The sequence below is a fragment of the Fructilactobacillus sp. Tb1 genome (assembly GCF_050500285.1).
Lineage (GTDB): Bacteria > Bacillota > Bacilli > Lactobacillales > Lactobacillaceae > Fructilactobacillus.
Genome location: NZ_CP191377.1, coordinates 159,313 through 171,926, shown reverse-complemented (window position 1 = coordinate 171,926; position 12,614 = coordinate 159,313). Strand labels below are relative to the sequence as shown.

General features: G+C 35.5%; 14 protein-coding genes. 12 read left to right on the top strand and 2 right to left on the bottom strand.

Going from position 1 to position 12,614, the window contains the following annotated elements; all coding sequences use genetic code 11:
- Positions 1-19: 19 nt before the first annotated feature.
- From ACQW5G_RS01005 to ACQW5G_RS00950, 12 genes are all read left to right on the top strand, one after another.
- Positions 20-220, top strand: a complete 201-nt coding sequence (locus ACQW5G_RS01005; RefSeq protein WP_429971248.1) for a cold-shock protein — start codon at positions 20-22, stop codon at positions 218-220.
- Positions 221-268: 48 nt separating this feature from the next.
- Positions 269-814: an NUDIX hydrolase gene (locus ACQW5G_RS01000; RefSeq protein ID WP_429971246.1), complete on the top strand. Its 546-nt coding sequence runs from the start codon at positions 269-271 to the stop codon at positions 812-814.
- Positions 815-823: 9 nt separating this feature from the next.
- Positions 824-1,096, top strand: a complete 273-nt coding sequence (locus ACQW5G_RS00995) for a hypothetical protein (protein ID WP_429971244.1) — start codon at positions 824-826, stop codon at positions 1,094-1,096.
- A gap of 17 nt (positions 1,097-1,113) precedes the next feature.
- A complete protein-coding gene (locus tag ACQW5G_RS00990) occupies positions 1,114-1,803 on the top strand; it encodes a 5'-methylthioadenosine/adenosylhomocysteine nucleosidase (protein ID WP_429971243.1) in 690 nt (229 codons plus the stop codon).
- Positions 1,804-1,818: 15 nt separating this feature from the next.
- Positions 1,819-2,979 (top strand): cysteine desulfurase family protein, encoded by a 1,161-nt coding sequence (locus ACQW5G_RS00985; protein WP_429971242.1) that lies wholly within the window; start codon positions 1,819-1,821, stop codon positions 2,977-2,979.
- Positions 2,979-3,323 carry a DUF1831 domain-containing protein gene (locus ACQW5G_RS00980; protein WP_429971241.1) on the top strand — a complete coding sequence of 115 codons (345 nt, stop codon included), beginning with the start codon at positions 2,979-2,981 and terminating at the stop codon, positions 3,321-3,323. Before ACQW5G_RS00985 ends, ACQW5G_RS00980 begins: the two co-directional genes overlap by 1 nt.
- A 168-nt stretch (positions 3,324-3,491) precedes the next feature.
- Complete coding sequence (mnmA, locus tag ACQW5G_RS00975; protein ID WP_429971240.1) at positions 3,492-4,616, top strand: tRNA 2-thiouridine(34) synthase MnmA; 1,125 nt, start codon at positions 3,492-3,494, stop codon at positions 4,614-4,616.
- A gap of 88 nt (positions 4,617-4,704) precedes the next feature.
- Entirely contained in the window at positions 4,705-5,361 is a 657-nt protein-coding gene (locus ACQW5G_RS00970) for a histidine phosphatase family protein (RefSeq protein ID WP_429971239.1), read from the top strand.
- An 11-nt stretch (positions 5,362-5,372) separates the two neighbouring features.
- Positions 5,373-6,038: a tetratricopeptide repeat protein gene (locus ACQW5G_RS00965; protein ID WP_429971238.1), complete on the top strand. Its 666-nt coding sequence runs from the start codon at positions 5,373-5,375 to the stop codon at positions 6,036-6,038.
- A gap of 21 nt (positions 6,039-6,059) precedes the next feature.
- Positions 6,060-8,516, top strand: coding sequence for an SF1B family DNA helicase RecD2 (recD2, locus tag ACQW5G_RS00960; protein WP_429971858.1), 2,457 nt, complete (start codon positions 6,060-6,062; stop codon positions 8,514-8,516).
- A gap of 56 nt (positions 8,517-8,572) precedes the next feature.
- Positions 8,573-9,523: a ribose-phosphate diphosphokinase gene (locus ACQW5G_RS00955; RefSeq protein WP_429971237.1), complete on the top strand. Its 951-nt coding sequence runs from the start codon at positions 8,573-8,575 to the stop codon at positions 9,521-9,523.
- 12 nt (positions 9,524-9,535) lie between these two features.
- Positions 9,536-10,531, top strand: a complete 996-nt coding sequence (locus tag ACQW5G_RS00950; RefSeq protein ID WP_429971236.1) for an aldo/keto reductase — start codon at positions 9,536-9,538, stop codon at positions 10,529-10,531.
- An 86-nt stretch (positions 10,532-10,617) separates the two neighbouring features.
- Here ACQW5G_RS00950 and rnjA read toward each other — a convergent pair whose 3' ends face one another.
- Entirely contained in the window at positions 10,618-12,306 is a 1,689-nt protein-coding gene (gene rnjA, locus ACQW5G_RS00945) for a ribonuclease J1 (RefSeq protein ID WP_429971235.1), read from the bottom strand.
- Positions 12,307-12,308: 2 nt separating this feature from the next.
- Positions 12,309-12,524, bottom strand: a complete 216-nt coding sequence (locus ACQW5G_RS00940; protein ID WP_429971234.1) for a DNA-directed RNA polymerase subunit epsilon — start codon at positions 12,522-12,524, stop codon at positions 12,309-12,311.
- Between the last annotated feature and the right edge of the window lie 90 nt (positions 12,525-12,614).

Here is a 12,614-nt window from a genome sequence, read left to right as displayed (position 1 = left end):
GTGTTTTAGGAGGATTACAATGGAAGGTAAAATTAAGAGTTACGATAGTTCTCGTGGATTTGGATATATTGTTGATCCAGATGGTAATGATGTTTTTATGCACATTACTGGAATTATTTCAGGAACACCCAAAGCAATTCAAGTTGGTGATGTAGTGACATTTGTGAAGGCTAAGGGCCAACATGGATTTCAAGCTGCTAAGATTGAATTAGCTAGATAGATTGCTTTATAATTTTAAATATAATGATTTTATTCGTGGAGGAATGACATGGATTTAAAAGAAACAGAAATTAAAAGTGATTTAAAATATGATGGTGAAATTATTCGCGTTGAACAAGAAACTGTGCGATTAGCTAACGGAAAAACAGCCCACCGTGATGTTGTTCATCATGCTGAAGCAGTTGCGATGTTAGTGATTACGGATGACAACAAGATGATTTTAGAAAAGCAATGGCGTGAACCAGCCAAAGCAGTTATGATTGAAATTCCAGCGGGAAAATTAGATGACCGCGATAAAGGAAATGAAATTCATGCTGTGCAACGTGAACTGAACGAAGAAGTTCGTTACGATGCTAAAACCATTCGTGAATTATATTCATTCTATACATCAAGTGGTTTTACGGATGAATACATGTATCTTTATTTAGCTACTGATTTGACCCCAGTTAAAAATGAATTGCCTCGTGACGATGGTGAATTCCTTGAAATTGGTGAATATACATTAGCTGAAGCTAAAAAATTAGTTGATGATGGTAAAATTGTTGATTGTAAAACTATCATGGCCATTCAATACTGGGAACTAATGCAAAAGTAGGTTAACAATATGTATGATGAAAATGATCAACAAAATGAGAAGTTGACTCGTTCGCAATTTAAGGAACAATCGCGTAAGCATCATTTTGGATCAACTGAATTAAATCATTTTAAAGATGAAATTGACGACAAAATTCCAGGACAACCAACTGTAGGATCTCGTTCTGAACGAGACACAGAAGAGTTTAAACAAAAACGACTCGGTCGCCGATTAAACATTGCCATTGGAATTTTGATAGTTTTATTAATTTTAGTATTAGCCATTATGCGCTATGTTGGATAAAAAATAGGAGTAAGAATTTGAAAACATTTGGAATTATCTGTGCCATGGACGAAGAAATCAAGGAATTAAAAGCTGCCCTTGATAATGAAGAAGAAATTGTGATTGGTACACTTCCTTTCTACAAAGGAACTATTAGTGGTAAAAACGTGGTCTTAGTTAAATCAGGAATTGGTAAGGTCGAAGCCGGAATTACCGCTGCCTTATTACTTACTAATTTTGATATTGATATTATGATTCACTCTGGCTCAGCTGCTGGATTAGGTGAAGGATTGAAAGTTGGAGATATTGTTATCTCAACTGAAACTGCTTACCACGATGTTAACTGTACTGCTGATGGCCAAGCATGGGGTCAATTACCAGGACAACCAGCTCGTTTTGAAGCTGATAAGGAATGGGGTAAAAAAATCGGTGATGCATCAAAAGATAGTGGCTTAAATGTCCACTATGGTTTGATTGTAACTGGTGACCAATTTATCGCTGGAAAAGCTATGATTGACGAAATTAAGAAACATTTCCCAGATGTATTAGCTGGTGAAATGGAAGGTGCTGCCGTTGGCCAAGTTGCTCATCAATTTAACGTACCTTACGTAGTCGTTCGTGCTATGTCAGATACTGGTGATGAATCTGCTAACCAAAGTTTCACTGAATTTATCGTGCAAGCTGGTCGCCAATCAGCTCAAATGATTTTGAATTTATTAGCAAAATAAAAAGAAGGTTAATTTATGAATGAAGTTTATTTAGATAACGCTGCAACGACACCAATCTCGGATGAAGTTTTAGCTGAATTAACTGATAAATACAAAAACTTGTTTGGTAATGCCTCAACCCTTTATGGTTTGGGACGTGAATCCAAAGCAGTTTTAGAAGATAGTCGTCACGTGATTGCGCAAAGCATTAACGCGGATGACAATGAAATTGTCTTTACTAGTGGTGGTAGTGAAAGTGATAATACAGCTGTAATTCGCACGGCGGAAGCCCGCAAATCACTAGGTAATCACATTATTACAACCGCAGTTGAACACGAAGCAATTTTAAAACCCATGAAGTATTTGGAAGATCACGGTTTTCGAGTTACTTATCTACCAGTTGATGAAACTGGTCAGATTTCCATGGATGATTTAAAAGCGGCTTTAGATGATGAAACAATTTTGGTTTCAATTATGTCAGTTAACAATGAAGTTGGTAGTGAAATGCCAATTCATGAAATTGGAGAACTCCTCAAAGATCATCAAGCTTGGTTCCACACTGATGCAGTGCAAGCTTATGGTTTAACTGATATTGATGTTAAACGTGATCATATTGATTTATTATCAACTTCTGCTCACAAGATTAATGGTCCCAAGATGATGGGATTTTTATATCGTAAAGATGGCTTGAAATTCACTAGTTACATTCTTGGTGGAGATCAGGAAGAAAAACGTCGGGCCGGAACTGAAAATGTTCCAGGAATTGCAGGTTTTGCTGCGGCGGTTAAGACTTTAACTCCGGAAGAAAAAGCTACCAGGGAAGCACGTTTCCGTGGTTTCAAACAACAAATTGTAGATGGGTTTAAAGAACATAACATTGACTTTGAAGTTAATGGTGCAATGGACGAAACTAGTTCACCTCATGTTTTAAATCTTTGGATTAAAGGAATTTCCACTTATGTTATGCAAAACAACCTTGATTTAGATGGTTATGCTATTTCAGGTGGATCAGCATGTACTGCTGGTAACTTGGAACCATCACACGTCTTGATTGCCATGTATGGCAAAGACAATCCTCGAATTAGTGAATCAATTCGGGTTAGTTTTGGTCGCTACACTACTGAAGCTGATGTCACCGGTTTTATTGAAACCACTGCAAAAATTGTAGCTAGATTAAATAAAAGAAGGGCAAAGTAATGGCATTTACTAAAGAAGTTAGTTTGAAAGGTGATACCCAAAAATATCAGCTTAATCCCAACTTGAAGTTATATACTTTGAGTGATCTTGGATTTACTAAGACCAGAAATGGGAACTTTGAATATAAACGTTCATTAGATCCTAATTCTCCTTATTTAAAAAAATCAATTAAACTTAAAGTAATGATTAATGCTGACCTTAAAACTTTTAAAATGGCAGTAGTGGATGGTTCTGAATTAAAAGAACTCGATATTTTTACAACTGCTAAATATGAGGTAGAACGTGAACAGTTTGATTTTATTATGAATAATTTTATTTTGAGAAATGTGTTTATAAAAATATAAATTAATTAGAGTGATCTTTCGGGATTACTCTTTTTTATTGGTTAAATTCTGATTACAGAGAGCTGTAATCACTTGCAAACCGGGTGTTCTATATCGTATGATAGTAATTACTGGAATTACGACCTTCAAATCGTGGATTTCTGAATCTATAAGAATGATGGTGATGTTATGAAAGATAACAGCAAGACTCGTGTCGTTGTTGGAATGAGTGGGGGAGTTGACTCTTCAGTCGCTGCCTACTTACTCAAAAAGCAAGGATATGATGTAATTGGAGTCTTCATGAAGAACTGGGATGACACTGATGATAATGGTGTTTGTACCGCTACTGAAGATTTCAAAGACGTGGCCCATGTGGCCAACCAAATTGGAATTCCGTATTACTCAGTGAACTTTGAAAAAGAATATTATGACCGAGTATTTACGTATTTCCTAGACGAATATCGTCGGGGAAGAACTCCTAATCCTGATGTTTTATGTAATACCGAAGTAAAATACAAAGCCTTTTTAGACTATGCAATGGACTTAGGTGCTGATTACATTGCAATGGGACACTATGCTCAACTTAAACGTGATGAAAATGGGAAAAACCATTTGCTTCGCTCAACTGATTTGAACAAAGACCAAACTTACTTCTTAAGTCAATTATCAGCTGAACAACTCGACCGCGTTATGTTTCCAATTGGTGGCATGACTAAGCCAGAAGTACGAGAAATTGCCCATGAAGCTAATCTTTATGTAGCTGACAAAAAAGATTCAATGGGAGTTTGTTTCATTGGACCTAATAACTTTAATAAGTTCCTTAGTAACTACATTCCAGCCAAGTCAGGAAAAATGATGACGATGGATGGTGAAGTGAAAGGGGAACACGTTGGTTTGATGTACTACACTATCGGTCAACGTAAAGGACTTGGAATCGGTGGAGACGGTAAAGATAACCGTCCTTGGTTCGTAGTTGGAAAAGACCTTTCTAAAAACATTCTTTATGTTGGTAAAGGTTATGAAAATCCTCATCTTTACGCTGATTACTTAACTGCCTCAGAAGTTTCTTGGGTAGATGGTAATGATCGTGGAAATGATTTCCGTTGTACCGCTAAGTTCCGTTATCGTCAAACTGATGTACCAGTTACTGTGCACGTTTCAGAAGATGGTCAACACGTTAAAGTTGATTTTGATGAACCAGCTCGTGCCGTAACTCCTGGACAAGCCGTGGTCTTTTATGATGGCGACGAATGTCTTGGTTACGCTACCATTGATGCTGCTTTCAAAGACAATAAAGAATTACAATACGTATAAATTAAAGCCCGACTTTTTAGTCGAGCTTTTTTGATTATCTAGGGTTAAAATGACATAATAACAGTAGATTAAAAATAGGATGGAAATCATGAAATTATACTTTGTTAGACACGGAAAAACTGAATGGAACCTCGAAAGTCGTTATCAAGGAGCTGGTGGTGATTCACCACTTTTACCACAAAGTTATGCGGAAATGACCTTAGTTGGACAATACTTGAAATCAGTTCAATTCAAACACATTTATGCAAGTCCCATTAAACGTGCCAGAATCACAGCAGAGCATATTAAAAGTGAACTTGATTATCTTGTCCCACTATCATTAGATAATCGCTTAGAAGAGTTTAAATTGGGTAAAATGGAAGGTATGAAGTTCACGGATGCTCAGCAACAATTTCCCCAAACTTTTGATAACTTTAGAAACCATCCAGACCAATATGATCCAAGCGAAATTGGTGGGGAAACATTTCAGGAATTGATTAAACGCATGAAAAGTAAAATTATGGAAGTAGCCCAAAATTTTGATGATGACGATAATATCTTATTTGTTAGTCATGGGGCCGCTTTGAATGCTTTAATTAATAATCTAGTAGGTGTGCCACTCAAAGATTTACGTAAACGTGGAGGGTTAGCTAATACTAGTACCACAATTATTGAAACTAATGACCATGGTAAAACCTTTACCATGAAACAATGGAACGAAACGGGATATTTAAACCACAAATTAGAAAAATCAGATTTAGTTTAAGAGGCTAACTTATGAATAATGATGAAAAACAAAGACAAGCAGAAGCAACGCTCCACAAACTAGTGAAAGATATTGATGATCATCCCCATGATTATCGTACATATTATGATTTGAGCGTTTTCTTGATTCAATTAAAGAGTTACACGCAAGCAGAAGAATTGTTGATGAAAGCCATGGAATTATTTAAAGGCCAAAGTAAGAAAATTACGAATACGTTAACTTATGGATTAGGTAATGTTTATTACTCAGCTGGTGAATTTGAAAAAGCAATTCAACAATTTCAACAAGTTACTGATAAAGATTTGCAGTCAGATGCGTATGTTATGTTAGCGCAAAGTTATATGAGCCAAAAGAATTATAAAAAAGCATTGGTGTTTTTATTAACGGCGCAAGAAACTGCAAAGCAAGATCCTTCAATTAATTTATTGATTGGTCAATGTTTAATGTCATTAGGTAATTTTCAACAAGCAGCTGATTATTACGATAAAATTTTAGAAAATGATAAAACTAACGGAGAAGCAAACTTTAATCGTGGCTTAATTGCGATGGTTTTAGGTGAAAATTTTGAACCATATTTTAAAGCTGCTGAAAAATATGACAAGGCTTATTTTGATAAGGAACAAGGTAAGATTAGTGATATCGAAAAATTTATTCAAATTCGTAAAGGAAAAAAATAGGAGACTAATGTGGCAACATCAATGAATCTGTTTGACGAACCCCAATTAAATAATAATCAGGCAGACAAGCCATTTGTAGTGGGAAAAGTAATCACTACTTTTTTTGAAGGTGCCGATAGTTTTTATAAAGTCTTATTAGTGAAAGTTGAGAAAACTAATACTGATTGGAAAGAGGATGAAATTGTCGTAACAGGTAATTTTGCTGACATTGCGGATGAAACTAGCTATCGTTTTGTCGGTAAATTGGTGGAACATCCCCGTTATGGAAAACAATTTCAAGCTGATAATTATGAACGAGCAAATCAAACCTCACCAGAAGGACTAATTAAATATCTTGCGAGTGATGATTTTCCTGGAATTGGCCAAAAGACTGCTGAAAAAGTCGTTGATACGCTAGGAATGGATATGATTGAAAAGATTCTAGCCGATCCAACCATTATCAAAAAGACTGGATTGAATGCTAAACAAAGTGCCACGATTGTCGATGGACTTCGGAATAACAATGGAGCTGAACAAGTGATTGTTGGCCTTAACAGTTATGGTTTTGGGAGTGCTTTATCGGCGGCTATTTTTAAGAAATATCGGGAAAAAGCTCTTGAAGTAATTCAAGAAAATCCATATCAATTAGTGGAAGATATCAAAAATATTAGTTTTAAACGGGCTGACCAAATTGCGAACAAGGTTGGAGTAGAATATAACTCAGCGGGACGTTTGCGATCAGGATTATTAACTACATTGACACGCTTGTCAGTTAGTAATGGAAACACCTATTCAAATTCAAAAGAGTTAATTAATGCTAGTTTTGAAATTTTAGATACTGATCCACGGCAACAAATTGATAATCAAAAATTAGCTCAAGAATTAAAAGAGTTAGTTAAAGATCATAAAGTCGAAGTTGACGACGGTAAAATCTATCTCAAAAGTTTATATGATGATGAGTGGAAGATTGCTGAAAATGCTCGCCGAATTATTGATGATGATAAAACGTCTGATAAAGATTATTCAGCTACGATTCATGAAATTGAAAATGAAGTTGGAATTAAATATGATGATTCACAATTAACAGCAATTAATGCTGCTTTAAAGAATCAAATCTTTATTCTTACCGGGGGACCCGGAACTGGAAAAACCACGATTATTAATGGAATCGTGAAGTCGTTTGCTAAAGCTAACAAACTTTCTTTAGATATTAATAAATATAAAGATGATGCCTTTCCTGTCCTATTGGCGGCACCGACTGGACGGGCTGCTAAGAAAATGAGTGAGTCAACTGGAATTCCAGCTTGTACGATTCACCGTTTGTTAGGCTTAAACGGCAATAACGAAGAAGACGTTAATGATATTGACGGTCAGTTATTAATTATTGATGAAATGTCGATGGTGGATACTGAATTGTTTAATAAGTTGATGAAAGCAATTCCTAGTGGAATGAAAGTTATTTTAGTTGGAGATAAAGATCAACTTCCATCAGTTGGACCAGGACAGGTTTTCTATGATTTAATTCGGTCAGAAGTAATTCCTAAAATTGAATTAAATCAAATTCATCGACAAGGTGATGGATCAACGATTATTCAGTTAGCTCATGAAATTAAAGATGGAGAAATGCCTAAGACCTTGTTGGATAAAGAAGCAGATCGAAGTTTTATTCAATGCAATACTAATCAAGTGGTTAAAGTTATTGATCAGATTGTAGCGAAAGCTAAAGAACGAGACTTTAATGCAACGGATGTGCAAGTATTGGCACCAATGTATCGTGGCGAAGCAGGAATTGATCGATTAAACAACGACGTGCAAGCAATTATGAATCCACGTAAAGACGCTAAGCAAAAAGAAGTAGAATATCGTGATGTCAAATATCGGATTGGTGATAAAGTCCTTCAACTGGTAAATGCACCAGAAAATAATGTTTTTAATGGTGACATTGGTAAAATAGTTGGAATTGATATCAATAAAGATAATAAAAAATATCTTGATAAGTTAACCATTGCATTTGATCAAACGGAAGTAGAATATACGAGAAATGATTGGAATCAAATAACTTTGGCTTACTGTACCTCAATTCATAAAGCTCAAGGTAGTGAATTCAAGATGGTTATTTTGCCAATTGTGCCGCAATATCGGCGGATGTTAGAACGTAACTTACTTTATACGGCAGTTACCCGGGCATCTAAAAAATTGATTATGGTAGGAGATGTTAACTCATTTGCTGAATGTATTTCTCATGTATCTAGTAATCGGAAAACTTCCTTACGCGCACGGTTAGAAAAGATTTTTAATAAAGGGGTTACTGTAACGACTGAAACAGTTCAAGAAAGTATCCCTAAAGTTGATGAAGCAGAGACTAAGGATGGTAAAACACCAGAAAAAACTCCTCTAGTTGATTACATTTTGACTGAAGATTCAATTCTATCTAATCAAATTGATCCCATGATTGGGATGAATGGGATTAAACCAAATGATTTTATGGATGAAAAATAAGTGTAAATTGATTATAATAAGATTAGTAGAGAACTTAGCAGTGAGGGGATTTTAAATTGTCTAGTAATACAACACACAAACCAATTATTTTTGCTTTAAATTCTAACAAGCCTTTGGCTGAAAAAATTGCGGCTGCTAGTGGTATGCCACTAGGAAAGTCAACCATTAATCAATTTAGTGATGGGGAAATTAAGATTTCAATTGATGAAAGTATTCGTGGAGATGATGTTTACATTATCCAATCAATTGCGAACCCTGCTAATGACAATTTAATGGAATTATTAATCATGATTGACGCTGTTCGTCGAACCAGTGCTCATTCTATTAATGTGGTAATTCCTTACTATGGTTACTCAAGATCCACCAAGAAAACGAGATCACGAGCACCAATTACCGCTAAGTTAATTGCAACATTCTTGCAAAATAGTTCAGCAGATCGAGTAATCGCACTTGATTTACATGCTGCTCAAATCCAAGGATTTTTTAATATCCCACTTGATCATTTAAATGCTGACCGTTTGATGAGTGAATACTTACATGACCAACATTTAGATGATAATGCCGTTGTAGTTGCCCCAGATCATAATGGAGTGGCACGTGCACGTAACATTGCTAATCGACTTGAGTTACCTTTAGCAATTGTAGATAACCGTGATCCAGAATCAAATGATTATGTTCCAGAAGCAATTATTGGTGACGTGAAAGGCAAAAATGCCATTATCATCGATGATATGATTGTAACTGGCCGTAAGATGAAAGTTTCTGCCGATGTATTAAAAGATCACGGTGCAAAAAAAGTTTATGCCGCAGTTACTCATCCAGTTTTTGCGGATGATGCTGTGAAAAACTTGAATGATGATAATCTTTCACGAATTATCGTGACGGATTCAATTGTGATTCCAGATAAGTTTAAATCAGATAAGTTAACTGTTTTATCAGTTGGTGAACTAATTGGTAAGGCACTTAAATTAATTCAAGAAGATAAATCAACACACGTTTTATTTTAATGGAGGATAAAAATGGTTTTTAAAGCAAGTGACAATCGTTACGATAATATGAAAGTAAGAAGAGCTGGAAATAGTGGTTTACAATTACCAGCTTTATCATTTGGAACATGGCATAGTTTTGGTGATGACGCTAACTTTAAAGATAGCGAAAAAATCATGTTAGCTGCCTTTGATCGTGGTATTTTTAGTTATGATTTAGCTAATAACTATGGTCCAGGATCTGGTGCCGCTGAAAGAATGTTTGGTCAAGTTTACAAAGCTGATTTGAAACCTTATCGTGATGAATTAATTATTACTACTAAGGCTGGATTCCACATGTGGCCTGGTGTATACGGTAACTTCTCATCAAAGAAAACTTTAACAGCTGCACTTGATCAAAGTTTGGAACGTATGGGATTGGATTATGTTGATATTTACTATTCACACCGTTTTGATCCAAATACTCGTTTAGAAGAAACTGCTGAAGCTTTAGACCTATTGGTTCGTCAAGGGAAAGCATTATATATCGGTATTTCAAACTATGATGGTCCCCAAACTGAAAAAATGATTGAACTTTTCAAAGAATTACACACACCATTTGTAGTTAACCAAAGCTCATACAACATGTTAAACCGGGAACCAGCTAACAATGGTACTTTAAAAGCTCTTGCTGATAATAACGATGGTTTCATTGCTTACGGTCCGTTAGCTGAAGGATTATTAACTAACAGATATCTTGGTGGTATTCCAGAAGATTTACATCTTCACTGGACTAACAGTTTCATCCTTGATAATGGGGAAGAAAAAGCTATTGCTAAGTTAAATAAACTTAACGATCTTGCTAAGAACCGTGACCAAACTTTGGCACAAATGTCATTAGCATGGTTATTGAGTGATCCAACAGTTGTCAGTGTTGTTACTGGTGCTTCAAAAGTTGATCATTTAGATGATAACTTGAAAGCATTAGACAACCTTGATTTTACTGCTGATGAACTTGCAGAAATTGATAAGATTGTTAGAGAAAAATAATTAAATAAAGAAGCCGATAACTTTTGTGAGTTATCGGCTTTTTGAATATAAAAAAAGCTGAAGCCCAAAGACTTCAGTTTTTATTTTTATTGTTCAGTATCATTCATAATTAGCATTGGTAAGATTAATGGACGTCTTTCAGTTTTCTCATATAAGAAGTTTGAAAGTTCATTAATAATCGCCTTTTTGATTGATTTTTCATCAGCATTTTTATTATTCATAGCACGACGAATAGTTTTGAAAACTAATTTACGTCCTTGATCTAATAATTCACCAGATTCTCGCATGTAAACAAATCCACGTGAGAGAAGGTCTGGACCTGATTGAATTTCTTTATCATTAAGGTTAATGGTTGCAACAACAACAACTAATCCTTCTTCAGATAAGAGTTGACGATCTTTGATAACGTTTTTGTTAACACTATCGACACCGTTACCATCAATAAAGACATCACCAGCAGCAAAGTTACCAGCTACACGAGCAGTATCTTTAGTAAGGGCAAGAACTTCACCATTTTTAAGAATGAAGCAATGGTCAGCGGGGACCCCACATTGTTCAGCAAGACCAATGTGAATCTTTTGCATTCTGTATTCACCATGAATAGGAACGAAGAACTTAGGTTTCATTAAACGAATCATAAGTTTTTCTTCTTCTTGACCACCATGACCAGAAGTATGGATTTTGTTTTCATATCCTTTAATAACGGTTGCACCGGCTTCTTCAAGTTCATTCAAAACACGGTTAACGCTTAATACGTTACCTGGAATTGGGTTACTTGAAAGAACCACAGTGTCTCCGGGTTCAATTGAGATTTGACGGTGAGTACCATTAGCAATTCTTGAAAGAGCTGCCATTTGTTCACCTTGAGATCCAGTACATAAAATCATAACTTTATCAGCGGGTAGTGATTTTAGTTCTGATGCATCAACGAAAGCACTATCAGGAACTTTAATGTATCCTAGAGCACGTCCGTTAACTACGGCAGCTTCCATACTACGACCAAACACAGCGATTTTACGACCATGTTTGTAAGCAGCATCAATTGCTGTCATAACTCGAGAAAGGTTAGAAGCAAACGTAGCAAAGATAATACGTCCGTGAACACGGTCGAAAATCTTACGTACTGAGTCGCTTACGTATCTTTCTGATTTAGTCCAAACTGGTTTTTCAGCATTGGTACTATCAGCCATTAAACAAAGAACTCCTTCTTCGCCTAATTTTGCCATTGCTTGTAAATCAGGTGGGGTATTAGTAACTGGAGTTAAATCAAACTTGTAATCTCCAGTTTCAACAATGACACCATCTGGTGTATGCACTGCTACACCAAGGGCATCTGGAATTGAGTGAGTAGTTCTAAAGAAAGAAACGCTGGTTTTCTTAAATTTAAGAACTGAATTTTCATCAATTTCGTGTAATTCAGTAGACTTGAGCATTCCATGCTCTTCAAGTTTACTTTTAATCATCGCAAGTGCTAGTGGACCTGCATAAACAGGGACATTGATTGCTTGTAAGATAAAGGGAATACCACCGATATGATCTTCATGACCATGGGTGATAACTAAAGCCTTAATCTTACTTTGATTTTCCACTAAAAATTGGTAATCAGGAATGACATAATCAATTCCTAATTGACCATCTTCAGGGAATTTAATACCAGCATCAATTAAGACAATTTCGTCTTGAAATTGAACACCATAGGTATTTTTACCAATTTCACCAAGTCCACCAACGCCGTAGATAGCAGTTTCGTTATTCTTGACGTTTAGTTTATTCATTTTTATTTAAACTCCGTAATTTTAAAGTTGGCTTCTTTTTCTTCGAATTCTAAGTGTTTACCTTCAAGAGGTTGGATAAATTCAACAGTGTAGCTAGTGTTATCACGAATTAAATCTCTAACTTCTGCTTCAGTTTTAGCATTTAAGTAAAGTGATTTAGTTGCTTCACGTTTAGGATTTTCTTGAGGATTTGGTTGATATAAAACTTTATAGATCATAATTGTTACTCCTTTTTAATTTCTTTAAATTGTCGATCTTAATGTCGAATAATCCGACTATTAGATTAATTCTACCATAATATGGAAGTT

Excerpts from the sequence above, each read along its gene's own strand:
- ACQW5G_RS00950 (WP_429971236.1), top strand. The coding sequence starts at position 9,536 with ATGGTTTTTAAAGCAAGTGACAATCGTTACGATAATATGAAAGTAAGA.
- ACQW5G_RS00980 (WP_429971241.1), top strand. The coding sequence starts at position 2,979 with ATGGCATTTACTAAAGAAGTTAGTTTGAAAGGTGATACCCAAAAATAT.
- ACQW5G_RS01000 (WP_429971246.1), top strand. The coding sequence starts at position 269 with ATGGATTTAAAAGAAACAGAAATTAAAAGTGATTTAAAATATGATGGT.
- ACQW5G_RS00965 (WP_429971238.1), top strand. The coding sequence starts at position 5,373 with ATGAATAATGATGAAAAACAAAGACAAGCAGAAGCAACGCTCCACAAA.
- ACQW5G_RS00985 (WP_429971242.1), top strand. The coding sequence starts at position 1,819 with ATGAATGAAGTTTATTTAGATAACGCTGCAACGACACCAATCTCGGAT.
- recD2 (WP_429971858.1), top strand. The coding sequence starts at position 6,060 with ATGAATCTGTTTGACGAACCCCAATTAAATAATAATCAGGCAGACAAG.
- ACQW5G_RS00995 (WP_429971244.1), top strand. The coding sequence starts at position 824 with ATGTATGATGAAAATGATCAACAAAATGAGAAGTTGACTCGTTCGCAA.
- ACQW5G_RS01005 (WP_429971248.1), top strand. The coding sequence starts at position 20 with ATGGAAGGTAAAATTAAGAGTTACGATAGTTCTCGTGGATTTGGATAT.
- ACQW5G_RS00970 (WP_429971239.1), top strand. The coding sequence starts at position 4,705 with ATGAAATTATACTTTGTTAGACACGGAAAAACTGAATGGAACCTCGAA.
- rnjA (WP_429971235.1), bottom strand. The coding sequence starts at position 12,306 with ATGAATAAACTAAACGTCAAGAATAACGAAACTGCTATCTACGGCGTT.
- mnmA (WP_429971240.1), top strand. The coding sequence starts at position 3,492 with ATGAAAGATAACAGCAAGACTCGTGTCGTTGTTGGAATGAGTGGGGGA.
- ACQW5G_RS00940 (WP_429971234.1), bottom strand. The coding sequence starts at position 12,524 with ATGATCTATAAAGTTTTATATCAACCAAATCCTCAAGAAAATCCTAAA.